Below are 26,038 nucleotides of genomic sequence, written 5' to 3'. Positions count from 1 at the left end.
AGTATAGTAACAGACTCCGCTTTGTACCAACAGGGCGGAGTTTTTTATTGGTCTTTTTTGATGATGCGGAGGAATTCTGCTCTTGGTATCATACCGGCTCCCAGTGAGGCCAGGTGGTCGGTATATACCTGGCAATCGATCAGGGTGATACCTTTGCCGGCGGCATATTGCACAAAGGTGATAAAGGCTGCTTTGGAGGCATTGCTGACGAGCGAGAACATTGATTCACCAAAGAAACTGGTTCCCAGCTGAATACCATAGAATCCACCTACCAGTTCACCGTTCTGCCAGCATTCTACAGAATGTGCATAACCTGCTTTATGTAAAGAGATATAGGCTTTTTCCACATCACGGGTGATCCAGGTACCGTCCTGTCCGCGGCGGGGTACCTTTCTGCAGCCGGCAATGACCGCAGGGAAATCCTTATTCACCGTAATAGTGAATATGCCCTTCTTCAGCACCTGTTTCATGCTGGCGGATATCTTTAAATCTTCGGGAAATAATACGAATCTTGGATCGGGACTCCACCAGAGGATAGGTGGTTCATCATACCAGGGAAAGATGCCTTCACTATAGGCAAGCAATAAGCGTTCTGCGGATAAGTCTCCGCCATAGGCCAGCAATCCATCCGGCTCAGCCAGATCGACAGGCGGGAAAATCAAATCTTCTGAAAGCTCAAATATGGGCATTATCCTTCTACCGCTTCTTCAAGGGTAGCGCTGATGCCTCTGTCCAGCAGAGCTTCGCACATCGGGCGAAGGCGGGTGAATTCGCCCTGTTTCACGGCATACTTACCGTTGTGGTGAATGATCAGAGCGCATTGTTCAGCCTGTTCCTGAGTATGGTCACATACTTCGATCAGCGACTGTATCACCCAGTCAAATGTATTAACCTCATCATTCCAAACGATAAGGCTGAAGGGAAACTGTTCGTCTTCAGCTACCAATACGTCTTCCCATTCTTGAATCTTCGTGCCTGTTTGATTACGCTGGCTCATAATCCGGTAAAAACTTTCCACAAAACTACGCTTAATAATCGTTAAATTAAATAGGAATGTTTTAGTGTAGCGCGGCACAGATGAATATGAAAATCACATATTTAACATAATCAGTGAGCATTGAGCGAGAATTACTATTATTGTAAACACTAGCAATTAGGTTATGAATGTATTGAACGGCATTAAGTTATTGATAGATATTAAGCTACCGCTGAAAGACCCTATTCCGATTTTTTCACTGGTGTTATTTATCATCCTGTTAGCTCCTATTATCCTCCGTAAGTTCCGTATTCCCAGTATCATCGGACTGATCCTGGCAGGTATGGCGATCGGAGATCATGGGTTTAAGATCATCGAGAAAGGTAGTATTGACCTGTTTGGAAAGGCAGGTCTGTTGTATATCATGTTCCTCGCCGGACTAGAGCTGGACATGACCGAGTTCAGGAAAAACCGGAACCGTAGTCTGGTATTTGGCGCCTTTACCTTTTTCATCCCACTCATTTTAGGATATGTCATCTGCATGTATGTGCTGCACTTTAATTTTATGGCTACGCTGCTGGTTTCCAGTATGTTTGCCACCCATACGCTGGTAGCTTATCCATTGGCAAGCCGGCTGGGTATCACTAAAAATGAAGCGGTCACGGTAGCGGTAGGAGGTACGATCATTACAGATACCGCCGTACTGGTCATACTGGCGATCATTACAGGAGCTGCGGCCGGTAATCTGAACACACAGTTCTGGATTCGTCTGTCGGTGTCACTGGTGGTCTTTGCCACCATCATTCTCTGGATATTTCCGATGATAGGTCGCTGGTTTTTCAAGAAGATCAAAGACGATAAAACCTCTCACTTCATCTTTGTGCTGGCGCTGGTATTTCTGGCTGCTTTCCTGGCCGAACTGGCAGGTGTGGAAGGGATTATCGGGGCCTTCCTCGCCGGACTTGCATTGAATCAGCTGATTCCGCATACCTCTCCGCTGATGAACAGGATTGAGTTCACCGGTAATGCATTATTCATTCCTTTCTTTCTGATCAGCGTGGGGATGCTGGTAGATCTGCGTGTACTGCTCAAAGGACCGGAAGCCTTACTGATAGCCGGTGTGCTGACCACAATGGCGCTTGTCAGTAAATACCTCGCGGCATTTTTTACGCAACTGAGTTTTGGTTATACATCTACACAACGGAATGTAATATTTGGGCTGAGCAGTTCGCATGCAGCCGCAACGATTGCAGTGATACTGATCGGATTTAATATGGGGATCATCAACGAACATGTACTGAATGGTACCGTCGTGCTGATCCTGATTACCTGTCTGGCCGGTTCTTTCGTAACAGAGAGCGCGGGCCGCAAACTGGCGATCATAGAAGCAGAACGTAAACCTGCCACAGAAGATACACAGGAAAGAGTACTGGTGCCGATCTCCCGGCAGGGACATATGGAACCTTTACTGGACTTTGCGCTGATGATCAAGGATCCGGACACGCATACGCCCATTTATCCTTTGGCAGTAGTGCAGGATGATGAAGAGGCGAAACAGAAAGTAGCGCTGACCAACAAGATCATGGAAGCAGCTGTGATGTATGCAGGTGCTACAGAAAGTAAGGTACAGGCGGTGACACGTATTGACCTGAACGTATCGGATGGTATTGCGAGAGCAGCAAAGGAACTGATGATCACAGACGTGGTGCTGGGCTGGACAGATAAGAATAACAGTACGACAGAACGTTTGTTTGGTTCGATCTTCGGTACGACGCTGGACAACGTATTACAAAGTGTAAGGGAAACGATCTATGTATGCGACTTCCATTATCCATTGAATGCGACTAAAAAGCTGGTGCTGGTGATGCCCAAAAATGCAGAATATGAAATAGGCTTCCTGCATTACATTCAGAAGGTCTTCCTGCTCAGCAAGCAGATAGGAGCGAGGCTGATGATCTGTTGTAGTACGAATACGCAGAAAGCCATAGAAGCTTATCTGCAACAGTTTAAACTCAGCATAGAGATCAACTTCAAACAGTTTGACAATATCGAAGAACTGCTTTTACTGGCGAAAGATATCACGAAGAATGACCTGGTAATGGTAGTGGCAGCCCGTAAGGGTACGTTGTCTCATCGTCCTTATCTGGATGGTATGCCGGGAAGGCTGAGCCGCCATTTCCCGGCACATAACATTGTGCTGATCTATCCGGAACAACAGGAGATCGATTATATTGAAGCCGGTGTACAGCCGGAAGATCTTACCCTGGCGCCTATTCAGGAGCAGCTGGCGAATCTGAATAAACTGGGTAAAGCAGTGAGGAGGATCTTGAAAGGGAAGCGGTAAAGGAAAATTAAGAATTAAAAATTAAGGATTAAGAATTGAATGCCGCGAAGATCGTAGCAGTCATTATAAATCAAAAGAGGCGTCCATTTTGCCGGACGCCTCTTTTGGTTTATTTGAAGATTATTGATGTTAATCCTTAATTAATAATGTGGCATTCTCACTTCTTCCACCACCTTTCCTAATGACCTTTCCGGTGCCATTTTAAAGGATTGTTTACTCAGTTTGAGTACCTGGTCCAGCAGATCGATAGAAGCGCTGATCTCGTCTTTTTTGATCGAAATACTTTCGATATTGAAGCCGATGGACATGTTCTTTTTATCAGCATATTCCAGGAGTTCAGATGCTACATTAAGACAGGTGTCTATAGAGGCCTGTAAGATGTCTTTAGAATGTTTGAGGTCATTATACAGCCATTTCGGCACCTTGATGCCCAGCCATTCCATGAACTGCAATGTTTTCAGTGAACCACAGGGGGCCAGTGTAAAGACGATCGGTGCAGGTGTCTGACTGGTTTCACGGGAGTGATAGTAATAATCTGCCAGTACATCTTTGGTATCATTCACGTTATACACGCACTGTGATACAAAGAAGCTGCAACCCTGTTCCATCTTGCTGGTAAGCCTGATGTGTTCATCTCCTTTCTTCGCATGGCGTTCCGGGATGGTTACACCTCCGATGACCAGGCTAGGTGCATATTGTTGTCTGAGTGCGTAAGCATCCAGCAGAGAGAAGTTGGTTTGTTCGATCTGTTGCTGAGAAGAAGCGCCTACAAACACGGAGTGCTGTATATCTGTGTTGTCAGTTAACCATTGCTGAAACTGCGCAGCATTCAGATTGGCAATACTTTTATAGATGATACGGGGAACTTTCAGCTGATGAAAATAATCCCTGCTATATTGTTCCGGCAGTACAGTCGGTATAAAAGCGAATGTTCTTTCCTGTTCAGTTCTGGTAGCTTCATCCTGGATATCATAGAGGATCAGTCCATCGATATCAAGAGCACTGATGCGTTCAGCCTGTGCCTGTGCTATTTCAGCGATCCTATCCTGGTTGGTAGTTATTTTAGGAGGAGTAAGGCTGTAAAAAACAAGTCTTGAATGTCCCGATTTAATTTTATCAGCAAGCGTATGGCCCATTGGGTGGCGGTTTTTAAAAACAGTGCAAGTTAATTCTTAATTGAAAAAGATGGGGCAAAAAAAAAGCCTCATCTAACGATGAAGCTTTCTATGTGGGAGTTGACGGATTCGAACCATCGACCCTCTGCTTGTAAGGCAGATGCTCTGAACCAGCTGAGCTAAACTCCCTTATCTTTTCGCTATCAGGTTTCCCTGAGAGGACCGCCATACAGCGGAAACATTTTTGTCAAAAAAAAAGCATCATCCTGTTGATGAAGCTTCTGGGTGGGAGTTGACGGATTCGAACCATCGACCCTCTGCTTGTAAGGCAGATGCTCTGAACCAGCTGAGCTAAACTCCCTGAAGAAAAAGAAATTTAAAAGTAACTGAGTGGGAGTTGACGGATTCGAACCATCGACCCTCTGCTTGTAAGGCAGATGCTCTGAACCAGCTGAGCTAAACTCCCATTCTTTTCTTCGTGACCACCAGTCCTTTTGTCTGATGGGATTGCAAAGGTAGAAAGTATTTTCATTCTGCCAAATTTTTTTAATGAATAATTATCAAAAAGTGAATCGGCTATGAAGTATGAATGCTCTCAAATCCTTTGCAGAAAAGGATTTTATTGAAATAATAAATTAAGAACTTTTTTGTTATTGCAGGAACATTATCAGTGTGAGTTTATCAAAAATACACTACTTCAGTTCCCATTCAATCAGCTGATTTGTCCATTCCAGGCGGTAAGGCGTAGTGACTTTAATATAGTTGTCCGTATATCCTTCCATCATACCGTCCTTGCCATGTTTTTCAAACAATACCTTTCTGGTTTCACCGACATGTTGTTCGTTGAAGTACTGTTGTTTCTTATGGCTCAGGTTACGCAGCATTTTATTCCGCTCATTGCGTACGTTCACAGGCACTACAGGGGTAATGTCAAGTGCGGCGGTGTTGGCTCTTTCTGAGTAAGTGAATACGTGCAGGTAGGAGATATCCAGTCCGTGCAGGAAATCGTACGTTTCCTGGAAATGCGCCTCTGATTCAGACGGGAAGCCTACAATGACATCCACGCCGATGGCGCAATGTGGCATAAACTGTTTGATCAGCGCGACCTTTTCTGCATACAGTTCACGACGGTAACGACGGCGCATCAGCCCTAGTATATCATTACTGCCGCTCTGTAAAGGAATATGGAAATGAGGCATGAAGCGTTTGCTGTTAGCCACAAATTCGATGATCTCATTACTCAGCAGGTTGGGTTCGATGGAGGAGATGCGGTACCGCTCGATACCTTCCACTTTGTCCAGCTCCTGTATCAGTTCAAAGAAAGTTTCTTCTCTTTTCTTGCCGCCTTCCAGGCCTTTTCCGAAATCGCCGAGGTTGATACCGGTCAGCACGATCTCTTTTACGCCGGAAGCCGCCAGGGAATGGGCGTGTTCTACTACGCGGGCAACACTGTCACTACGGCTTTTACCTCTGGCCATCGGGATGGTACAGAAGGTGCAGGTATAGTCACAGCCGTCCTGTACCTTCAGGAAGGTGCGGGTACGGTCGTTTACGGAGTAGGAGGCATGGAATGTATTGACATCTTCGATGTCGCAGGAGCAGATCTTTGCGCTGTCACCTTTGGTAAGGGTTTTCAGGTGGTCCACAATATTGAACTTCTCTGCGGCCCCCAGTACGAGGTCAACGCCTTCGATCTCAGCGATCTCTTTTGGTTTCAGCTGTGCATAACAGCCGGTGATCACAATCATGCTCTCCGGCGCTCTCCGCTGGATACGGCGTACCAGGTGACGGCACTCCTTATCTGCGTTTTCGGTAACAGAGCAGGTATTGATCACATAAACATCCGCCTGCTCTTCGAAATCTGTTTTCACAAAACCATCCTGTTCCAGCAGCCTGCTCAGCGAGGAGGTTTCTGAAAAGTTCAGCTTACAGCCGAGGGTATGGAATGCTACTTTTTTACCTGTTGTCATAAGGATCGCAAAGGTAGCACCTTTTTTTTATACTGGTTATATTGCTAAAATTGTACTAGATTGCCGTCCGGCACGAGCAATGCTGAATGTATTCGTAACAGAGCATGACCATGAAATCTAAGGGTAAGTATATACCTATGTTGTTATTAACGCTGTTGTTATGGCTCGCCTGGCAACAACAATGGTGGAAAGGACCGCAGCGTCAACCGCGCGTTACCGCACACAATAACACAAGTATCGCCACAACAGACAAGAGGGACAAGAAGATCACCGAAAAGACACCTGCAGGACTTAACCGTCATGCACCACTCAAGTACACACGGCATGCCAGATGCCGTATGGAATGCCGTCATGTAACGGAAGCCGAAGTAGTTGGGATCCTGGAAACCGGCAGTGTCAATACCGAAAAATCGAATCCCCAGGACGAACCATGTCCCACCTATGCACTTGAAGGCTATTCTGAAGAAGGCCAGCACCTCCGCGTAGTATTCGCACCTTGCGAAGATACCACCAGCGTAGTTACCTGTATCGACCTTGATAAGGATTGGTCCTGCAGTTGTAATTAGGTATTTCCATATGTATACTGTAATTTTCCGGCTTGCATCAGACTAAAACAGAGACTGGCATTATTATGAAGTTATTGCTCAAGCCGTTACATGTGGTGTATATGATATACGCTGCAATCGTGTTCCTTGTTATCATGTTCCTTATTATCCCGCCAATCTTTCTGGCGTCATTCCTGGGAAGGATCAAGGGGGGAAATATCATATTCTATTTTCTGCGCTTCTGGTCTCATACCTGGTTCCCTGCCGTAGGGATCATGGTAAAGCGGATCTATAAACATGACAAAAAGGATAAAACACCATACCTGTATGTTGTCAATCACCGTTCCTACCTGGACGCCGCACTCGCTGTGCAGGTGATGAGACTTCCTTTCCGTCCCCTGGGTAAGATCGAAATGAAACGTATCCCGGCTTTCGGTTACATCTACCGTCAGTCCGTTGTAATGGTAGACCGCTCCGACGCCAAGGCCCGTGCCCGCAGCGTACGTGAAATGATCTCCGTTATCAAAGAAGGCGTTTCCATTCTGATATTCCCGGAAGGTACTACCAACGAAACCGAATCACCGTTACAGCCATTCCATAATGGCGCATTCCGTATAGCCATTGAAACACAGACACCTATCCAGCCTGTCCTGTACCTGGATAATGGTAAACGTCTGCATGCCAAAGGGTTCAGTCTGACCCCCGGCCGCTGTCGTGTGGTATATCTGCCACCTGTTCCTGTCGCCGGACTGACAATGGAAGACCTCCCAGCCCTTAAACAGCGGGTATTTAACATTATGGAACAAGAATTGAAGGCTACTGTATAAATTGCCGGATGAAATTTGCTGACGTCATACTGCCATTGGCCCTGCCAAAAAATTATACTTACGCGGTACCTCCGCATATGGAGGAATCGCTGAAGGTAGGCAGCCGTGTGGCCGTACAACTGGGCAAACAAAAGAAATATGCAGGTATTGTAAAAGCGATCCATGAACAGGCCCCGGCCGACTACAGGACTAAACCCCTGCTGGATATGCTGGATAAAGACCCTGTCGTATATCCTACGCAGCTGTCATTCTGGCAATGGCTCGCTTCATATTATATGTGTACAGAAGGGGAGGTGCTCAATGCTGCCCTGCCTGCCCATCTGAAACTGGCCAGTGAAACACTCCTGCTTTTTAACGACGCCTATGGCGACGACTTCTCCAACCTCGATGATGATGAATACCTGGTAGCAGAAGCCCTGCATATCCGCAAGGAACTGCGCGTTGATGAAGTACAACTCATCCTGGATAAAGCAAATGTTTATTCCACTATCAAAAAACTGATAGAAAAGAACGTCCTGCTGGTGTATGAGGAACTGAAAGAGGTGTATAAGGAGAAGAAGGAGAACTACGTACAACTGCACACACAGTACGAAGATGAAGAACTGCTGGCGCCCCTGTTCAACGAACTGGCTAAAGCGCCCAAGCAGATGGAACTGCTCCTGGCGTATCTGCACCTGATCAAAACACAGGGTAGTGTATTACAGACGGAATTATTAAAGAAATCAGGCGCTACGACCGCCCAGCTCAAAGGGCTGGTAGATAAAAACATCCTCTGGATAGAGAAAAGGGTCGTAGACCGTGTACCCGGTGGTGGTAAGGTGGAAGCCCAGATAGATTTTCAGCTGAGCCCTGCCCAGGAAAAAGCCCTGGCGGAAGTACGTGACAGTTTTGCCGCTAAACCGGTGACCTTACTGCATGGCGTTACCTCCAGCGGTAAAACACAACTCTATGTCAAACTGATTGAAGAGTATGTGGCTGCTGGTAAACAGGTGCTTTATCTGCTTCCGGAAATCGCCCTGACAACACAGATTGTACGTCGCCTGCAAAAACATTTTGGTAATAAGATCGGGATCTATCACTCCCGTTTTAATAATAATGAAAGAGTAGAGATCTGGAACAAGGTAAAGAATGGTGATCTGAAGATATTACTCGGCGCCCGTTCCAGTTTGTTGCTCCCTTTTCAGGACCTGGGTCTGATCATCCTGGATGAAGAACATGATCCCTCCTATAAACAGCAGGATCCTGCTCCCCGTTACCACGCCAGAGATGCGGCGATTTATTATGCCGGTTTGTTTCGCGCGAAGGTCCTGTTAGGTTCTGCCACCCCTTCACTGGAATCGTATTTTAATGCCCAACAGGGGAAATATGGTCTGGTGGAATTGTCGGAACGTTTCGGCGGACTGGAAATGCCTGAAATCTCCATTATTGACGTGAAGAAGGAACGTGCGGAGAAGAGTATGCAGGAAAACTTCACACCGCAACTGAATGCCGCTATTAACAACAGTGTGGCGACAGGCAATCAGGTGATCCTCTTTCAGAACAGACGTGGTTATGCACCTTTCCTGATGTGTGCTACCTGTGGATGGATTCCCAGCTGTAAGAACTGCGACGTATCACTGACCTATCATAAGAACCAGGATAAACTGCATTGTCACTATTGTGGTACCCGTTATCCTTATCCACAGACCTGTGCGGCCTGTGGCAGTCAGACGCTTAATCCGAAAAGCTTTGGTACAGAAAAGATCGAAGACGATCTGCAACAGCTGTTCCCTAAAGCGCGTATCGCACGTATGGATATGGACGCTGTGCGTAATAAGGACAGTCATAATAAGATGATCCAGCTGCTGGAACAACGGGATATCGACATCCTGGTAGGGACGCAGATGGTGGTGAAAGGACTGGATTTTGATAACGTTAACCTGGTAGGTATCCTGAGTGCTGATAGCTTGCTGAGTTTTCCTGATTTCCGTGTGAATGAACGGGCTTTCCAGCTGATGGAACAGGTGAGTGGTCGTGCGGGCAGGAAACATGGTAAAGGAAAGGTCATCATACAGGCCAGTAATACCCGTCACCCGGTACTGAGCTACGTGACCACGCATGATTACAAGGCCATGTATGCCGCAGAAGTGGCGGAAAGAGAGAACTTCGGTTATCCGCCTTTTACCCGCCTGCTGAAAATAACACTCAAGCATAAAAACCAGCAAACCGTTGAACAGGCTGCCCAGGTACTGGGCAACTGGTTAAGACCGCATATAGGCCCAAGGCTGGTTGGTCCTGCCATACCATTGGTAGGCCGTGTACGGAATAATTACCTCCAGGAAATGCTGATCAAACTGCCCCGCGATTCAAAGGTCATTACCGATACCAAAAGGCTGCTCCAGGAACATTTTATCAAACTGCTGGCAGAAAAGCAGTTCCGTTCGGTTGTCATTGTACCGGATGTGGATTGTGTCTGAGACACTCCTTTTACTATATTTGTCGCCTGATAAACGCTGCATAGCAGCCTTACCCTAAATTGTACGATCATATGCGCATATCCGAAAATGTTTTGCTCCGGCCTTATAATACATTTGGCATTGCTGCCCAGGCACGTTTTTTCGCGTCTTTTTCCAACGCTGCTGAACTGGAAGAACTGCTCAAAACACCACCACAGCAGGGATTGGAGCATATGATACTGGGAGGCGGCAGTAATGTGTTGTTCACAAAGAATTTTGATGGCATTATTCTCAAAAATGAGATGAAAGGCATCAGCGTAGTGGAAGAAGATGAAGACTATGTATATGTGAAAGCCGGTGCCGGTGAGACCTGGCATAGCTTTGTGATGGATTGTATAAAAAACAACCGCGCAGGACTGGAGAATCTGTCCCTGATCCCAGGTAATGTGGGGGCCAGTCCGATGCAGAATATCGGTGCTTATGGTGTGGAAATAAAAGACTGTTTTCACGAACTGGAAGCGTATCACATACAGGACCATGCCATCGTAAAATTCAACAATGAGGATTGTCATTTCGGTTACCGGGAGAGTGTATTCAAACGCCGGTATAAAGGGCAGTTTGGGATCCTTTCCGTGACCTATCGCTTGTCTAAACATCCGAAATTAAATACCAGTTACGGCGCTATAGAAGAGGAACTGAAGCATATGGGCGTACAGGACCTGACGATTCAGGCGATCAGTCAGGCGGTGATCAATATCCGCAGTTCCAAATTACCTGATCCTGCGAAGATCGGTAATGCAGGCAGCTTCTTTAAGAATCCGACGGTACCTGCTGAAAAGCATGCAGCATTAAAAGCAGCATTCCCGCATATCGTAGCTTATCCGGTAGCAAACGGTGAGTTTAAACTGGCGGCAGGCTGGCTGATAGAGCAGTGTGGATGGAAAGGTTTCAGAGAAGGGGATGCAGGCGTACATGCCCGTCAGGCATTGGTACTGGTGAACTATGGCGATGCGACCGGTAATGAGATCTATGGTCTGTCGCAGCGTGTGCTGGATAGTGTCGAAGAAAAATTCGGTGTTGCACTGGAAAGAGAAGTGAACATTATATAACACCCACTTCGCTGCACCTCAATTCTTAATTATTAATTCTTCATTCTTAATTGAAACAGGTAAGCGCCTAAGGGAGCTTACCTGCTATATGTCCAATGATCTTATCTGCATGGTCTCTGGAGTTTTCGATGAACCACACATGCGTATCCATACCGCCGCATACTACGCCTGCCAGATAAACGCCGGGCAGGTTTGTTTCCATCGTATCCGGATTATAGGTAGGATGTTTCTTTGCATCACGGGATAAGGTGATCCCTACTTTTTCCAGGAAATTAAAGTTAGGCTGATACCCCGTCAGCGCCAGCACAAAATCATTTTCTATTGTGATCAGACCATCCGGCGTCTGGATATCTACTTCATTTTCCCTGATTGCCTTGATATTGGAATGGTAATATGCTTTGATACTACCTTCTGCGATACGGTTTTCAATGTCTGGTTTTACCCAGTATTTCACGCGTTTTCCGATCCCTTCTTCTCTTATCACCATCGTTACATCTGCACCTTTCCGCCAGGTTTCCAGGGCGGCATCCACAGAGGAATTATTCGCCCCGATCACTACCACTTTCTGGGCTGCGTAGAAGTGCGGGTCTTTGTAATAGTGATTCACTTTTGCGAGGTGTTCACCCGGTACATGCAGCATATTGGGAATATCATAAAAGCCGGTGGCAATAATGACATTTTTAGCGACATAGGCGGCCTTATCGGTGTTGATATGATAAAGTTCCCCTTCGCGGGTGATACCGTCTACAGGCTCAAATAAACGTACATTCAGCTGATTGGAAATGGTGACGCGTCTGTAGTATTCCAGTGCTTCCGGCCGGATAGGTTTTGCGCTGATGGAAACGAAAGGGATACCGCCGATTTCCAGCTTTTCCGAGGTGGAAAAGAAGGTCATGTACAGGGGATAATTATACAGGGAATTGGTCAGACATCCTTTTTCCGCAATAACATAACTCAATCCTGCCTTTTGTGCCGCCAGTCCGCAAGCGATGCCAATCGGACCAGCCCCTACTATTAATATATCGTAAATCTGCATAATGGTTAAAATTACGAATGAATGCCCGGAATAACTAGCATCCCGGTGTGTGCCGGTTTGCAGGGAAATGTTAATTTCTTCGTATTTCCGGCGTATTTCTACCATTAAACCCTTACTACGCCACCATTACGCCGCTATTTGTCCGCTCATGAGCGGACAAATAGCGGCGTAATACCGGTATAATGGCGGTATTATCCGAAGAAATAGCCATTGAAAAAGGAAATCCGGAGCGGTCTGTATGAAATATAGGCGCTTACACAAACCAGAAAAGCGTCAGGTATAATTACCAGGCGTGTTCAGTTACGCGGGCCATGGCGACCCTGTAGAACTCATATCCTTTCATGTTTTCCGCCTCATCGCCGTAATACATTTTCCGGTAGGCGGAAGCGTCGAGATTATATAGCAGTTCCATGTTATAGGAGGCCAGGAATGTCTTTATACTGGCAGGATCGATACCAAAGTTCCAGAACTCGTTATTGCGTTGCAGCAGTCTGGTTACGCTGGCAGCCCCGGTAAATTTCTCCGGATGTTCCAGCATTTCTTTGTCGACGTAGGTGAAAATAATGATGGTGCCGGGACGGAAGCGTTTGAAGTAGTCGAATACCTTGGGTGCGATAGGAGCGGTGAGGCTGTTGGTAACGCCTTCCCAGATGAACATGGTTTTATAATGTCCTCTCTGGAAGAGTTGCGGGATGACCTGATCGAGATCCTGGGTATGGAGATCGGCGGAAATGTAGTTGACAGTGGCTTCCCTGCCTGCTTTTGTTTCAAAAAGGATGTCCCGTTTCTGTGCCTGGAAATCGGGATGGTCTATTTCTACGAACTGTACCCTTTTCTTCGTCCGGAGGCGCAGCGAGCGGCAGTCGTATCCGGCGCCGAAAACGATGACCTGATTGACGCCTTCATCCTGAATAGTATTGACGGTCATTACATCGACGAGTCGTGTACGGGCGGAACAGCAGGTCAGTGCACCGGTCCAGTTTCTGTCAATAAACCAGGAGATAAAATCATTGAGGAATGAGATACGGGACAGCATTTCAACCAGTCTGAAAGCAGGAGACAGGAACAACCTGGCATAAGGATCGTCAAACAGGCGCTTGCTGGCCGGACGGTTAGATTCAATGGCGCGTAATAAGGCTAAGTAGGTGGCAGCCTTGCTGGCAGGAACCAGACTCATAACGGATATTGTTTTTTTATTAGGAGTGGCAGATTTACAAACGTAGCAGGTTTAGCAACAGCATTACATTACCAGCGTGCCAGATATTGGTCGAAATTTTAGATTTCCTAAATGTAGTAAATATTTAATTACGGGAAATGACCGCCGCAATTTTATTATAAGCTTTGAGGTACTTATTGAAACGCGGTATGTCTTTTTCCGTTAGTGCAGGCACTCTTCTGATGTCCATGTTATCAGTAAGATCATTGAGCTTTACCAGGCAGGCGAGGCGATTGGGAATGATGCGGTTGATGAAGTGATCGTAGTCTTCATCATCGGAGAGTTTGGTGACACACCGTAATGCCTCTACGAGATGTGGGGCGAGTCCTTTTTCCGTCAGCTGTTCAAAGGTCCAGGCGGTATCTTCCACTACATCGTGCAGGACGCCGACGATTCTTTCATCATCTGTTTTGCCCTGTTGCATGACGCGCATAACGTGTGCGATATAAGGAGCGCCGTATTTGTCGAGCTGGCCGGCGTGGGCTTCAGTAGCAATGGATATAGCAGTAGCAAGTGTCATGCTTTAAAGCTAGCAAAAAGTGTGCAATAAAAAGCCCCCGTTCTTACTGATGAAGAACGGGGGCAAATGTTATATAAAGCTGGCAGCCTACATGAAGTGATATCTTGCGAATGCCTCCATGGCAGCATATTTCTGTAAACCTAACTGGTCGTACAGGTTAGCGGTATTAGCGTTACGGTCTTCTGCTCTTTCCCAGAATTCACGGAGATCGCTACCCTGGAAAGGAACGACGTCTTTCTGACTCTGGTGAATGAAGATACCGAGACGTTTCTGTAATACCTGGTCAGGGCTCATTGGTACAGCCATTTCGATTTCATGGATGTTCCATTCCTGCCATGCACCTTTATACATCCAAACCCAGCAGTCTTTCATGAAATCTTCATGCTTCAGTCTGTCGAGTGCAGCGAAGATGATTTCCAGACATACCTTGTGTGTACCATGTGGGTCAGCGAGGTCACCTGCGCAGTAGATCTGGTGAGGTTTTACTTCACGGATCAGATCAACCGTCATCTGGATATCTTCTTCACCCATTGGTTTTTTCTCGATAGTACCTGTTTCATAGAAAGGCAGGTTCTGATAGTGGATGTTGCTTTCAGGGATACCTACGTAACGGCAGGTAGCTTTTGCTTCACCACGACGGATCAGACCTTTGATAGCGCGGTTTTCAGGCGTATCTTTCTGGCTTGGCTTCTTCACACGGAGGAATGCTTTTGCATCTTCCAGGATCTGGGAGCTTTTGCTGCGGTCGATGTCGAACATACCTTCGAAACCTACTGCGAAGTCGATGTAACGCAGTAAGAATTCGTCAGTTACAGCGATGTTACCGGAAGTCTGGTAAGCAACGTGTACATCATGTCCCTGCTCATGTAAGCGGATGAAGGTACCGCCCATGGAGATGATATCATCATCCGGGTGCGGAGAGAACAGGAGTACGCGTTTTTTCTCAGGCTGTGAACGTTCAGGGTGGCTTGGCAGCTGTGTACCTGGTTTACCACCTGGCCATCCGGTGATGGTGTCACGGATACCGTTGAACTCTTCGATATTCAGCTCATAAGCAGAACCATATTGTACGATCAGGTCGTTCAGACCGTTTTCGTTATAGTCTCTGTCTGTCAGCATCAGGATCGGCTTGTTGAGTTTCAGGGCGAGGTTGGTTACCGCTTTACGACGCAGTTTAGGCGTCCATTCGCAGTCACCGGTCAGCCATGGCTCTTTGTAACGGGTCAGCTCTTCAGCCGCCTGTTCATCTATCACGAATTTACAGTCAGGGTGTTGTTGCAGTAAAGATGCAGGCACCTGGTCAGAGCTGTGACCTTCAACAGATCTGCGTACGATCTTAGCTTTGTGGGTACCCCACGCCAGCAGGACGATACGTTTTGCTTTGAAGATGGTGCTCAGCCCCATGGTGATAGCCAGACGAGGAACCTGGCTGATATTTGAAAACTCGAATGCGTTCGCTTGTCTGGTGTTATGATCCAGTGTTACAAGACGGGTGTGGGAAGTCAGGGTTGAACCAGGTTCGTTGAAACCGATATGGCCATTTGTTCCGATACCCAGGATCTGCAGATCAATACCACCGGCAGCTTCAATACGGCGCTCGTATTCAGCTGTGTATTCCTTTACTTTTTCCTTTGGCAGTGTGCCATCCGGAACGAAGTAGTTGCCTGCAGGAATGTCGATGTGATTGAACAGTTGCTCCTTCATGAACCTGTTATAGCTCTGAAGTGCATCTGGTTCGATCGGATAGTACTCGTCCAGGTTGAAAGTCAACACGTTTTTGAAGCTCAGTCCTTCTTCTTTGTGCAACCTTACCAGTTCTGCATAAAGATATTTAGGGGTTGAACCCGTAGCGAGGCCTAACACAACCTGTTTGTTAGCTGCCTGCCTTTCCTTAATCAGTGCTGCTATTTCCTGCGCAACTGCTCTGGAACCGTCCTTAGCGGTAGGATATATATCCACGGCTATTTGTTCGAAACTGTCGATCAGTTCAATTTCCTGATGATTAAGCGTCATGATTAATGTTTTGGATTAGATGCGGTTTAAAAACGAGACGGAAAATTAAAAAAAATCTCTCTATTCACATAGAAGATTATGGGTTTGTTTAAGCAGGAAACGTGAAATTTCGATAAATGTACAGAGTACCCTTAACATAATATTCATAATTGTGAGAAAACCATCAGTACTGATATCCCGTTAATTATATCAGATGATCATTCTAACCTGCAAGCAGTAAAAACAACGGTCACAGAGGGCATGACCGCAGAAAACCTCAATCAATCCTGCCGGAAGCGCTACAAAAAAGCCCTTGTTGTCACGTACCGGTATTTATCTTCTAAAAAAGTCATGTTTATGAAAAAGTCGTTAGTATTAATGACCAGTATCTGTTTGCTATCAACTGTTTATCTTTCAGCTAATGCCGGTACGCCAGTACCAGTGGCACATCACTATGTGGCAGAAGAATGGATGAAGGCAAAAGGTGGTGTATGGGAAGGAAAGATGGATAACAAAACCTACTGGTATAAGTTAGATAAGAATGCAAAATTATGGTGGAGCACTGATGGTAAAAAGTGGGCTGCCGTAGAAAATGGCATGTGGGCAGATAAAGAGGGGAAATGGCTGAAGATCGGTGATGGTAAATTGTGGTGGAGCGCAGATAAAGGCGCTAACTGGGCCGAAGTTCCTGAGTGGAAATGGGAGGGTCCTAAAGGTGAGTGGTATAAGTTTGATAAAGACTGGTCCCTTTGGGTAACTAAAGCGGGTATGTAATATTCCGATATTTATTTTATTTCAAAAGCCTGATGCTGCACATAGTGTGTATTATCAGGCTTTTGAATTTTAACACAAAAAGGGGAGTTATAAGTTTTATGGCTAATAATGTTATAAACTTTAATGTTTCTGATTTTTTTATAAGTGGAATATTCAATATTTTGGTTCTCATATATCTCCCTTGCGGATATACATTTTAGGACCGGGACACCACTTTTACACTGCCACCAACAGCAGCACAACGATTTACCGGAACAGGTTAGAACTTATTGTGATTATAATTATATGTTTTCGGCCGTTGGATCACTATTGTGATTTTGAAGTGTTTTCAACTACTTTTAACGTGCAGAGAAAAAATATCAACCGAAGTAGTGCAGACATCTGACCATGCCACCATACAAATACTCGCCGGAAGAATAGCCACCGGAGATGAGCAGGCTTACAGGCAACTGTTCAGGCAGTTTTATAAGCCTTTATGCCAGTTTGCTTCCTCTATCGTGCGTTCTAATGAACAGGCGGAGGAAATTGCTTCCGATGTATTTATGAACATCTGGAAGAACAGGGAGCGCCTTTTACAGGTCAGCAACCTGAAGGTGTATCTGTATGTGGCCACACGTAATACTGCACTCAACTATCTGAATCAGCAACAGTTACAACATTTCAGTATCGATGAACTGTCCGTAGAACTGACAGTTGCTGATAATACGCCCGAACAACTATTGATCTCAGGCGAAATGGCCCGCAAGATGGCCGATGCGGTGAATAACCTGCCACCACGCTGTAAAATGATCTATAAACTGATCCGTGAAGACGGTCTGAAGTACAAAGAAGTAGCAAGTATCCTGGAAATCTCTGTAAACACCATTGATGTACAGATGGCCATTGCCTGCAAAAAGATCAGTGAATCTCTCCGCTTATATTTACCAAAACGCTAATGTTTAATTTTCGTTAAATTTTTTTTAAAAACGATTAGTAGATTCTCAAAAAAACACTGTCTTAATAGATGTAAAGCCCATAAAAACGTTTATGAGTCAAGACAGAACCTGGATATTGCTGGGAAGAAAAATATCGGGTGAGGCTACATTAGATGAACTGCGGGAACTGGAACAAATCCTGAAAGATGATGCACAACTGAGTTATCAGGCATCTCTGATGAAAGAACTGGAACTGCATACACCTGACGGCACTGAAAATACCGAAGTTGCACTGGAAAAACATATGCAGCGCATGCAGGAACTGTTTCCTGCCGATTTTCCGGTAGCAGCAGCGCCACAGATCATACTGAAGGAAGCAACAGGAAAACCATCCTGGATGCGTGCCAACAGATGGCGTATGCTTGCAGCTGCCGCCTCCCTGATCACTGTTATTGGCGGATTATGGAGCCTGCGTGAGCGTAAACAACATGAAAATAAAGAGCTGGTTAGCGAGATCACTACCAGGCACGGGTCACGTTCTACAGTGACATTACCTGACGGATCCACTGTCTATCTCAACGTAAGCAGTAAACTGACCTATGATTATGGTCAGGAAGACAGCAGACAGGTCATATTGGAAGGGGAGGCCTTTTTTGATGTAAAAAAAGATGAACAAAGGCCATTCATCATCCACACTAAAAAGATGGATATTACGGTACTGGGTACCACATTTAACGTAAGAGCTTATGAAGAGGATAAAACAGTAGAAACCTCATTAATACAGGGGAAAGTCGAAGTAACTATTAAAGGGGATATTCCTAAAAAGGTCATTCTTTCGCCAAATCAGAAAATCGTACTGCTGAACGAAATAAAGCAGCAAACAATGCCCGCAGTCCGCATACAGGACATGCATGACAAGGATCCTTACCGGCTGGAAGAAGTGACCGTCAATCCTACTGACAGCCTCGTTGCAGAAACAGCATGGAAAGAAAACTGCCTTGTGTTTAACAACGAACGTTTCGAAGACATTGCCCTCAAAATGGAAAGATGGTATGATGTGCAGATCATTTTTGAAGAGAAGCAGTTGGCAGAGAGCCGCTTTACCGGGACATTCATTAACGAAACAGTCGAACAGACTTTAGAAGCGCTACGATTTACATCTCCGTTTCATTACAGTATTGACAAAAAGAAGATTATAATAAAACGATAAATACGCCTTTACTTATGTAGCAAGACTATTGAACTTATTGATTAGTAACTATTAAACAAAAAGAAAGGGGAGATGCGGCAACATTCCCCTCTCAACCAAGATCAGCGCATGACAGGAACGTTTCATTTGGCGATGAAGCCTGTCCATGCATTTTATTGACCTTAAACAATCTAAAAGTATGGAAAAAACCAGACTTAATCTGCTTCTTTTACCTAAACCAAAGTCTTTTCTAAAAGCAATTCTATTGATGAAACTGGCCTTTTTGCTGACGCTCGTAACCTGCATGCAGGTGTCTGCCAGTGTTTTCTCACAGAATAAGTTTACGCTGAATCTGGAAGATGTAAAGCTGGCTAAATTGCTTAAAATCATTGAGAAGCAAAGCGATTATCGCTTTGTGTACAGCAATGATATGATCGCTGCTGATACAAAGGTGACGGTAAGTGTAACAGATAAGACTGTTGAACAGGTACTGGCCGTGGCGCTGAACAGCACTGGTCTTACCTTTCGTGTAATGTCTGACAAACTGGTGGGCATCGCTCCTAAAAGTGAAGTGATCGCCGACATCAATGTGAGAGGTCGTGTTACTGATCCCGCAGGTACGCCGCTCGTAGGTGTAAGTGTAAGGATCGCCAAAGGCGGCAAGGGTACTGTTACCGATATGAAAGGTGAGTACACTATTGAAGCGCCTTCCACCGCAACATTAGTATTCAGCTATATTGGTCACATCGATCAGGAAGTCGCTGTAAATGGCCGTACGTCACTGAACGTGACCATGCAGATAGACACCAAAGGTCTGAATGAAGTGGTGGTGATCGCCTATGGTACTGCTAACCGTAAAACATTTACCGGTTCGCTTGCCCAGATCGATTCCAAAGCACTGCAAACCCGTCCTATTTCCAACGTATTTAATGCACTGGAAGGTGCGGCTGCCGGTATCCAGGTGAACTCCGGTAGTGGTCAGCCAGGTGCCGGTCCAAGCATCCGTATCCGCGGTGTGGGTTCCATCAACGCATCCAGCGATCCGCTGTATGTAGTAGATGGTGTGCCTTTTGAAGGTAATATCTCTTCCCTGAGCACAGATGATATCGAAAGCATGTCTCTGCTGAAAGATGCTTCTGCTTCTGCTTTGTATGGTGCACGTGCTGCGAATGGCGTGGTAATGATCACCACCAAAAAAGGTAAACGCGGTAGTAACCACGTATCGGTGAGAGCAATGCAGGGTGTTACTTCCCGCGCAATCCCTGAATATGAGCGTGTAGATGCCTTTCAGTATTATCCGCTGATGTGGGAGTCTTACAGAAATACCCTGTTCACCGGCGCCACTACGCTGGAGCAGGCTAACCAGGGCGCTACAACCAACATCAAAGCACGTCTGGGATACAATCCTTTCAACGTTGCCAATAATGATATCGTACGTACAGATGGTACTTTGAACCCGGATGCAAAGCTGCTGTATGCAGACGATCTGGACTGGACGAAAGCTATTCAGCGTGATGGTAGCCGTGGTGATTATGGTGTTAGTTTCAACGGTGGTTCCGATAAGAACGACTACTTCATCTCCCTTGGTTATCTGAAAGAGAAAGGTTTCGTGATGAAATCAGATTTCGAAAGGATCAACGGCCGTATCAATGTAAATGCGAATCCAACAACCTGGTTCAAAACCGGTCTGAATGTGAATGGTACATTCACTAAATCAAACCAGGCAAGTACTATTGATAATAGCTCTGCATATATCAACCCGTTCAACTTCACAAGGAATATGGGTCCTATCTATCCTATCCACGCACATGATGCAACAACAGGTGCACTGGTACTGGACAGAAATGGTCAATCTATTTATGATCTGGGTGATGGTTCACTGGGTGGTCAGGTAGCAAGACCAGCAGGTGCAAACGCAGGCCGTCATATTATCCAGGAAACCGAACTGAATGACAATAGCTTCAAACGTAACGCGTTATCAGCAAGAACATTCGGTGAAGTGAAATTCCTTCGTGATTTCAAATTCACTACCAATATCGGTGTGGACGTAACCAATGACCTGGTAGGTACTTTCGACAACACAACTGTAGGTGATGGTGCTCCGGCAGGTCGTGCAAGCCGTACCAGCCGTATGACAACCGGTTTTACTTTCAACCAGTTGCTCAATTACAACCGTTCTTTTGGTTTACATAATATAGATGTACTGTTAGGTCATGAGAATTTTGATCGTACCTACAACTATCTCTATGGTGCAAGACAGATGGTGATCGTTGATGGTGCTTCTACAGAACTGGACAACTTCACTACTACTAACTCTCTGAGCTCCCGTACTGATAAATACCGCACTGAAGGTTATTTCACCCGTGCGACTTATAACTACGATGAGAAATACTTTGCTTCTGCTTCTTACCGTCGTGATGGTACCAGCCGTTTCTCCCAGTCACTCCGCTGGGGTAGTTTCTACTCTGTAGGTGCTGCATGGGCAGTGAACAAAGAGAACTTCATGAGAGACATCAGCTGGATAGACCTGTTGAAAGCACGTGCTTCCTATGGTGTAGTGGGTAACGATGCGTTACTGGATGAAAACTCAAATGCTATTTACTATGCATGGCAGGCTTTATATGATCCTTATGCGAATGCGAGTGAGCCGGGCGTTTTACAACGTTCCATCGCCAGCACCCTGCGTTGGGAACAGAACAAAACTTTTGATGTGGGCGTAGACTTTTCCTTCCTGAAAGAAAGAGTGTCCGGTAGCATCGAATATTTCCACCGTGAGTCCGGTAACCTGTTATTCCGCGTGCCTGCGCCGGTTTCCAGCGGTCTGAAATACGAAAGCAAAAACATCGGTACGATGTGGAACAAAGGTTTCGAATTGCAGATAGGTGTTGATGTGGTACGCAATAAAGATTTCAAATGGAATATCAACCTGAATGCGACTACCTACAAAAACAAGATCACTGAGCAACCACAGAAAGAGATCATCACTGGTACTAAAAAGCTGATGGTTGGACAGTCTCAGTACGATTTCTGGCTGAGAGAATACCTGGGGGTAGATCCGGAAGATGGTGCGGCACTGTACAGAGCACAGAACACGACTATCAATCCTAACAACAGGAATACCCGCGTAACTAAAAACGGTGATACTGCTACTATCCTGATCAGCAACGCACGTTATCATTATTCAGGTTCTGCAATTCCTGATGTATATGGTGGTATCACAAATACCTTTAATTATAAAAACTTCGAGTTGTCTTTCGTAGTGAGCTACCAGATCGGTGGTAAAGTATATGACCAGACTTACATGGGTCTGATGCACGGTGGTACTTATGGTTCTGCGCTGCATGTAGACGCACTGAAACGCTGGCAGAAAGCAGGTGATGTTACTGATGTACCAAAAATGCAGTTCAGCAATACCGCCAATATCAACGGTGGTACTTCTGACCGTTGGCTGACAAGTGCTTCTTATGTGAACCTGAGAAGAGTAAGCCTCGGTTACACCCTGCCTAAAGCATGGACATCTGCTATGCGTATCAGCAATGCAAACATCTTTGCAAGTGGTGAGAACCTGTATCTGAAAACAGCGCGTAAGGGTATGAACGTATCACAGGCATTCACTGGCGTTACTTCTAACGTGTATTCTCCTGCCCGCGTTGTAACAGTAGGTATTAATGTTGGACTCTAAAAACAGAAAGAAAGATGACTAAGAAATTATTATATATACTCATAGCTGTACCGGTATTAATTTTCAGTTCCTGCAGCAAAGATTATCTCGATACAAATCCTACTGATGCTTATCCTTCCGGTGCTGTATTCAGCAATATTGCCGGTGCATGGTCTGCTATCAATGGTATTCACCGTTCTCTGTATATCCAGTATGATAGCCAGGACCAGGGCGGCCAGGGTAGCATCATGATCAACAATGATATGCTGGGTGATGACCTGGTAATGACAGCAGCAGGTAACGGTTGGTTCAACTCACAGTATCAGTGGGTGACACACCGTACCACTTCTGCGACTTTCCTGAAATACACTTACTATTTCTACTACAAGATCATTGCGAACGCAAACATGATCATCGACAATATCGATGCGGTAGATGCTGATCCGGCGGAGAAAGCTATCATCAAAGGACAGGCATTTGCCTACCGTGCATGGTCTTACTGGAACCTGGTGCAGATGTATGGCAAACGCTTTGACGCAAACGGTAATAACAGTCAGCTAGGTGTACCACTGGTACTGACCAACACGGTTGAGCCACTGCCAAGATCTACTGTTGCACAGGTATATACACAGATCAACAAAGATATCGATGCAGCGCTCACAGGTCTGGTTGGTTATAATGGTGATAACAGGTCACACATCAGCGAAGCAGTAGCAAAAGGTTTCAAAGCACGTATCGCGTTGACACAGCAGGACTGGGCTACGGCAGCAAAATTTGCAGCTGAAGCGAGAGCAGGCGTAGCGCTGATGTCCAATGCTGATTATGTGAAAGGTTTCAATGATTATAACAATGCAGAGTGGATGTGGGGTAGTCACCAGATATCTGAGCAGACCACTTACTTCTATTCCTTCTTTGCGTTCATCTCTGCAAACTTCAACTCCAGCGCTATCAGAACAAATCCTAAAGCGATCAATAGCACACTGTACGAAACAATGTCAGCTACAGATGTACGCAGACTGGTGTTCAGCCCGGATGGTAAGAATGTGCCTGTTCCATCAGGTGGTATCAGCCCGGCTTATATCAACAAGAAGTTCCTGACAGCAACCAGCAGCAGCATTGGTGACGTACCGATGATGCGTGCAGCGGAGATGTACCTGATAGAAGCAGAAGCAAAAGCGCGTCTGAATGACAATGCAGGTGCAGCTGATGCGCTGTACACACTGATGGTGAACCGGGATCCGAACTATACAAAGAGTACAAACACAGGCGATGCGCTGTTGCAGGAGATCCTGAGACACCGCCGTATCGAACTGTGGGGTGAAGGTTTCCGTTTATATGATCTGAAACGTATGAATCAGGCGCTTGACAGAACCGGCAGCAACCATACGACTACATTGACGAATGGTCTGATGCAGGTACCTGCAGGTGATGTTCGCTGGGAATTCCTGTTCCCGCAGGACGAGATCAATGCGAATGGTAACATCATTCAGAACGATCTGTAATAGCTTAACAGCAAATCTAAACCGATACGAAAAAGGGCGTCAGCTATTTAGCAGACGCCCCTTTTTGCTTTTATAACAGCAGCATAATGTTTAGTTTCCTGCGGCTTCAGTAGCCAGGGCCAGGATCTTTTTCACTTCGCTTACCTGTGTTTTTGAAATGCCGTATTCAGGTACACCGGGAATACCGCCCATGCTGACATTCGGATTGCGGTACACCATACCGCTTTCTTCATATGCTTTGGCGGTTGTATGATATTCTACAGCGCCTGTTTCTTTTACCAGTTCGGCGATGTTATGCGCCCGTACGCCGGAGCCTACGAGAATAGCGATACGCCCTGCTGACTTTTCTACCAGTGTTTTCAGTAAAGGGATCCCTTCTACCGCTGTATTCCGCTGACCGGAGGTCAGGATACGTTCACAACCTGTTTCGATGATATCTTCCAGCGCCTGCATCGGGTCTTCTGTCATATCGAAGGCGCGGTGGAAGGTAACACCCATGGGCCAGGCCAGATCGACCAGGGCTTTGGTACGTACTTTATCCACTTTACCGTCGGCGGTCAGTAGTCCGATCACCACACCATTACACCCGAGGGATTTGCAGAGTTTAATGTCTTTCTGCATGAGGGTGAATTCGAGGTCATCGTACAGGAAATCACCACCACGGGGGCGGATGATAGGGTAGATGTCTATTTTTACTTTCTCACGTGCCAGGGCAATCGTTGCATAGCTGGGGGTGGTACCACCTTCCAGCAGATTGTCGCATAACTCAATACGGTGTGCGCCGCCTTCTTCTGCAGCGATGCAGGAAGCGACCGAACCGGCACAGATCTCAAGCGTGATCTTTTTCTCCATTCTTATACTTAGAAATAGTGCTTACCATCGATCAGGACGTTGCTTTCCTTTTCAGACTTCACAGCGTAATTAAATCCTTTCTGCAGACAATAAGCACCGTGTTCGCCTTTTTTATTGATGGCGAGGAAACCTACCTGTAAGCCTTTAGCTCTGTCTTTATTCTTCTTCACGATACGCGTTACTGCTTCTTTGCAGGCTGCTTCAGGAGAGTAGCCCTGACGCATCAGTTCTACAACGAGGAAGCTGCCTACGACGCGGATCACTTCTTCACCAACACCAGTGGAGGTAGCAGCGCCTACTTCATTGTCCACATAGAGACCTGCTCCGATGATCGGAGAGTCGCCTACGCGGCCATGCAGTTTGAAGGCCATACCGCTGGTAGTGCAGGCGCCGGACAGGTTACCGTTGGCATCCAGTGCCACCATACCGATAGTATCGTGGTTATAGACGTTACCTGGCAGTTTGAGCGGGTTGAAGGTCGTAGCCTTGTCAGGACCATAAGAGGAGTTCTCTATGTTCATGATCGGCTTGTATTCTGACTTTTTCAGCCATTCGCGCCATGCTTTTTCTGATTCCGGTGTGAGCAGGTTTTCTTTTTTGAAACCATTGGCGAGGGCAAACTGGAGTGCACCATCACCCACCAGCATTACATGCGGTGTTTTTTCCATTACAGCACGGGCTACGGAGATAGCGTGTGTCACGTGTTCCAGCGCGGCTACAGAGCCACAGTTGCCCAGTTCATCCATAATGCAGGCGTCGAGGGTCACACGACCATCTCGGTCAGGAAACCCGCTGTATCCTACGGTATGGTTGTTAGGGTCAGCTTCCGGTACTCTTACCCCAGCTTCAACGGCGTCGAGTGCGCGACCACCTTTTTTCAGTACCTCCCATGCAGCGTCGTTGGCGGCGCGGCCGAAGTCCCATGTAGAGACAACGATTGGTTTGGTCACTTTACCCTTTGAGGCAGCAGCTGCCTGTGCTTTCTCAGATGTAATACCATCTAAAGATAAAGCAGCGGCACTCAGGGCCGCTGCTTTTAAGAAATGTCTGCGATCTTGCAT

The 26,038-nt window shown here is 46.2% G+C and carries 20 protein-coding genes and 3 tRNA genes; 10 read left to right on the top strand and 13 right to left on the bottom strand.

The window, feature by feature from the left end; genetic code table 11:
- Positions 1-44: 44 nt before the first annotated feature.
- Together aat and BMZ72_RS35845 are read right to left on the bottom strand one after the other, a co-directional pair.
- Positions 45-689, bottom strand: coding sequence for a leucyl/phenylalanyl-tRNA--protein transferase (gene aat / locus BMZ72_RS35850; RefSeq protein WP_089816320.1), 645 nt, complete (start codon positions 687-689; stop codon positions 45-47).
- A complete protein-coding gene (locus tag BMZ72_RS35845; RefSeq protein ID WP_255373385.1) occupies positions 689-1,018 on the bottom strand; it encodes an ATP-dependent Clp protease adaptor ClpS in 330 nt (109 codons plus the stop codon). Before BMZ72_RS35845 ends, aat begins: the two co-directional genes overlap by 1 nt.
- 142 nt (positions 1,019-1,160) lie before the next feature.
- Here BMZ72_RS35845 and BMZ72_RS35840 point away from each other — a divergent pair, with 142 nt between their 5' ends.
- Positions 1,161-3,320: a cation:proton antiporter gene (locus BMZ72_RS35840; protein WP_089816318.1), complete on the top strand. Its 2,160-nt coding sequence runs from the start codon at positions 1,161-1,163 to the stop codon at positions 3,318-3,320.
- Between the two features lie 140 nt (positions 3,321-3,460).
- Here BMZ72_RS35840 and BMZ72_RS35835 read toward each other — a convergent pair whose 3' ends face one another.
- The 5 genes from BMZ72_RS35835 to mtaB form a co-directional block, all read right to left on the bottom strand.
- Positions 3,461-4,456, bottom strand: a complete 996-nt coding sequence (locus BMZ72_RS35835) for a methylenetetrahydrofolate reductase (protein ID WP_089816316.1) — start codon at positions 4,454-4,456, stop codon at positions 3,461-3,463.
- 93 nt (positions 4,457-4,549) lie between these two features.
- A tRNA-Val gene (locus tag BMZ72_RS35830) sits at positions 4,550-4,624 on the bottom strand.
- Positions 4,625-4,721: 97 nt separating this feature from the next.
- Positions 4,722-4,796: transfer RNA gene (locus BMZ72_RS35825), tRNA-Val, on the bottom strand.
- 30 nt (positions 4,797-4,826) lie between these two features.
- Positions 4,827-4,901 (bottom strand) — tRNA-Val (locus BMZ72_RS35820).
- A gap of 226 nt (positions 4,902-5,127) precedes the next feature.
- Positions 5,128-6,405: a tRNA (N(6)-L-threonylcarbamoyladenosine(37)-C(2))-methylthiotransferase MtaB gene (mtaB, locus tag BMZ72_RS35815; protein ID WP_089816314.1), complete on the bottom strand. Its 1,278-nt coding sequence runs from the start codon at positions 6,403-6,405 to the stop codon at positions 5,128-5,130.
- A gap of 110 nt (positions 6,406-6,515) precedes the next feature.
- Here mtaB and BMZ72_RS35810 point away from each other — a divergent pair, with 110 nt between their 5' ends.
- The 4 genes from BMZ72_RS35810 (at position 6,516) to murB (ending at position 11,321) form a co-directional block, all read left to right on the top strand.
- Positions 6,516-6,971, top strand: coding sequence for a DUF4258 domain-containing protein (locus tag BMZ72_RS35810; RefSeq protein WP_177223048.1), 456 nt, complete (start codon positions 6,516-6,518; stop codon positions 6,969-6,971).
- A 65-nt stretch (positions 6,972-7,036) separates the two neighbouring features.
- The gene (locus tag BMZ72_RS35805) at positions 7,037-7,777 is read left to right on the top strand and encodes a lysophospholipid acyltransferase family protein (RefSeq protein WP_089816311.1); all 741 of its coding nucleotides are present in this window, start codon (positions 7,037-7,039) and stop codon (positions 7,775-7,777) included.
- A gap of 8 nt (positions 7,778-7,785) precedes the next feature.
- Positions 7,786-10,233 carry a replication restart helicase PriA gene (priA, locus tag BMZ72_RS35800; protein ID WP_089816309.1) on the top strand — a complete coding sequence of 816 codons (2,448 nt, stop codon included), beginning with the start codon at positions 7,786-7,788 and terminating at the stop codon, positions 10,231-10,233.
- Between the two features lie 71 nt (positions 10,234-10,304).
- Entirely contained in the window at positions 10,305-11,321 is a 1,017-nt protein-coding gene (murB, locus tag BMZ72_RS35795) for a UDP-N-acetylmuramate dehydrogenase (RefSeq protein WP_089816307.1), read from the top strand.
- 67 nt (positions 11,322-11,388) lie between these two features.
- Here the strand turns inward: murB and BMZ72_RS35790 are convergent, their stop codons facing one another.
- From BMZ72_RS35790 to nagB, 4 genes are all read right to left on the bottom strand, one after another.
- On the bottom strand, positions 11,389-12,357 hold the full coding sequence (locus BMZ72_RS35790) for a YpdA family putative bacillithiol disulfide reductase (RefSeq protein WP_177223047.1): 969 nt from the start codon (positions 12,355-12,357) through the stop codon (positions 11,389-11,391).
- Positions 12,358-12,640: 283 nt separating this feature from the next.
- Positions 12,641-13,534: a class I SAM-dependent methyltransferase gene (locus tag BMZ72_RS35785; protein WP_089816304.1), complete on the bottom strand. Its 894-nt coding sequence runs from the start codon at positions 13,532-13,534 to the stop codon at positions 12,641-12,643.
- Between the two features lie 124 nt (positions 13,535-13,658).
- The gene (locus BMZ72_RS35780; protein WP_089816302.1) at positions 13,659-14,093 is read right to left on the bottom strand and encodes an HD domain-containing protein; all 435 of its coding nucleotides are present in this window, start codon (positions 14,091-14,093) and stop codon (positions 13,659-13,661) included.
- An 87-nt stretch (positions 14,094-14,180) separates the two neighbouring features.
- On the bottom strand, positions 14,181-16,106 hold the full coding sequence (gene nagB, locus BMZ72_RS35775) for a glucosamine-6-phosphate deaminase (RefSeq protein WP_012794137.1): 1,926 nt from the start codon (positions 16,104-16,106) through the stop codon (positions 14,181-14,183).
- 336 nt (positions 16,107-16,442) lie between these two features.
- Between nagB and BMZ72_RS35770 the strand changes: the two genes are divergently transcribed.
- The 5 genes from BMZ72_RS35770 (at position 16,443) to BMZ72_RS35750 (ending at position 24,125) form a co-directional block, all read left to right on the top strand.
- Positions 16,443-16,859, top strand: a complete 417-nt coding sequence (locus BMZ72_RS35770) for a hypothetical protein (protein ID WP_089816444.1) — start codon at positions 16,443-16,445, stop codon at positions 16,857-16,859.
- Between the two features lie 371 nt (positions 16,860-17,230).
- Positions 17,231-17,794 carry an RNA polymerase sigma-70 factor gene (locus BMZ72_RS35765; protein WP_255373384.1) on the top strand — a complete coding sequence of 188 codons (564 nt, stop codon included), beginning with the start codon at positions 17,231-17,233 and terminating at the stop codon, positions 17,792-17,794.
- Between the two features lie 91 nt (positions 17,795-17,885).
- A complete protein-coding gene (locus tag BMZ72_RS35760; RefSeq protein ID WP_089816298.1) occupies positions 17,886-18,983 on the top strand; it encodes a FecR domain-containing protein in 1,098 nt (365 codons plus the stop codon).
- Between the two features lie 178 nt (positions 18,984-19,161).
- On the top strand, positions 19,162-22,644 hold the full coding sequence (locus BMZ72_RS35755; protein WP_089816296.1) for a TonB-dependent receptor: 3,483 nt from the start codon (positions 19,162-19,164) through the stop codon (positions 22,642-22,644).
- Positions 22,645-22,658: 14 nt separating this feature from the next.
- Entirely contained in the window at positions 22,659-24,125 is a 1,467-nt protein-coding gene (locus tag BMZ72_RS35750) for a RagB/SusD family nutrient uptake outer membrane protein (RefSeq protein ID WP_089816294.1), read from the top strand.
- Between the two features lie 90 nt (positions 24,126-24,215).
- Here the strand turns inward: BMZ72_RS35750 and BMZ72_RS35745 are convergent, their stop codons facing one another.
- Both BMZ72_RS35745 and BMZ72_RS35740 read right to left on the bottom strand, forming a co-directional pair.
- Positions 24,216-24,977: a copper homeostasis protein CutC gene (locus BMZ72_RS35745; RefSeq protein WP_089816292.1), complete on the bottom strand. Its 762-nt coding sequence runs from the start codon at positions 24,975-24,977 to the stop codon at positions 24,216-24,218.
- Between the two features lie 8 nt (positions 24,978-24,985).
- Positions 24,986-26,038 carry a N(4)-(beta-N-acetylglucosaminyl)-L-asparaginase gene (locus BMZ72_RS35740; protein WP_089816290.1) on the bottom strand — a complete coding sequence of 351 codons (1,053 nt, stop codon included), beginning with the start codon at positions 26,036-26,038 and terminating at the stop codon, positions 24,986-24,988.

Origin of the sequence: Chitinophaga sp. YR627 (genome assembly GCF_900114995.1) — a bacterium.
Classification (GTDB): Bacteria; Bacteroidota; Bacteroidia; order Chitinophagales; family Chitinophagaceae; genus Chitinophaga.
The sequence above is the reverse complement of the archived record's forward strand: the minus strand, read 5'-3'. Positions and strand labels throughout refer to the sequence as shown.

Coding starts and splice junctions, on each gene's coding strand:
- aat (WP_089816320.1), bottom strand. CDS start 689: ATGCCCATATTTGAGCTTTCAGAAGATTTGATTTTCCCGCCTGTCGAT.
- BMZ72_RS35840 (WP_089816318.1), top strand. CDS start 1,161: ATGAATGTATTGAACGGCATTAAGTTATTGATAGATATTAAGCTACCG.
- BMZ72_RS35835 (WP_089816316.1), bottom strand. CDS start 4,456: ATGGGCCATACGCTTGCTGATAAAATTAAATCGGGACATTCAAGACTT.
- mtaB (WP_089816314.1), bottom strand. CDS start 6,405: ATGACAACAGGTAAAAAAGTAGCATTCCATACCCTCGGCTGTAAGCTG.
- BMZ72_RS35810 (WP_177223048.1), top strand. CDS start 6,516: ATGAAATCTAAGGGTAAGTATATACCTATGTTGTTATTAACGCTGTTG.
- BMZ72_RS35805 (WP_089816311.1), top strand. CDS start 7,037: ATGAAGTTATTGCTCAAGCCGTTACATGTGGTGTATATGATATACGCT.
- priA (WP_089816309.1), top strand. CDS start 7,786: ATGAAATTTGCTGACGTCATACTGCCATTGGCCCTGCCAAAAAATTAT.
- murB (WP_089816307.1), top strand. CDS start 10,305: ATGCGCATATCCGAAAATGTTTTGCTCCGGCCTTATAATACATTTGGC.
- BMZ72_RS35790 (WP_177223047.1), bottom strand. CDS start 12,357: ATGCAGATTTACGATATATTAATAGTAGGGGCTGGTCCGATTGGCATC.
- BMZ72_RS35785 (WP_089816304.1), bottom strand. CDS start 13,534: ATGAGTCTGGTTCCTGCCAGCAAGGCTGCCACCTACTTAGCCTTATTA.
- BMZ72_RS35780 (WP_089816302.1), bottom strand. CDS start 14,093: ATGACACTTGCTACTGCTATATCCATTGCTACTGAAGCCCACGCCGGC.
- nagB (WP_012794137.1), bottom strand. CDS start 16,106: ATGACGCTTAATCATCAGGAAATTGAACTGATCGACAGTTTCGAACAA.
- BMZ72_RS35770 (WP_089816444.1), top strand. CDS start 16,443: ATGAAAAAGTCGTTAGTATTAATGACCAGTATCTGTTTGCTATCAACT.
- BMZ72_RS35760 (WP_089816298.1), top strand. CDS start 17,886: ATGAGTCAAGACAGAACCTGGATATTGCTGGGAAGAAAAATATCGGGT.
- BMZ72_RS35755 (WP_089816296.1), top strand. CDS start 19,162: ATGGAAAAAACCAGACTTAATCTGCTTCTTTTACCTAAACCAAAGTCT.
- BMZ72_RS35750 (WP_089816294.1), top strand. CDS start 22,659: ATGACTAAGAAATTATTATATATACTCATAGCTGTACCGGTATTAATT.
- BMZ72_RS35745 (WP_089816292.1), bottom strand. CDS start 24,977: ATGGAGAAAAAGATCACGCTTGAGATCTGTGCCGGTTCGGTCGCTTCC.
- BMZ72_RS35740 (WP_089816290.1), bottom strand. CDS start 26,038: ATGCAAGATCGCAGACATTTCTTAAAAGCAGCGGCCCTGAGTGCCGCT.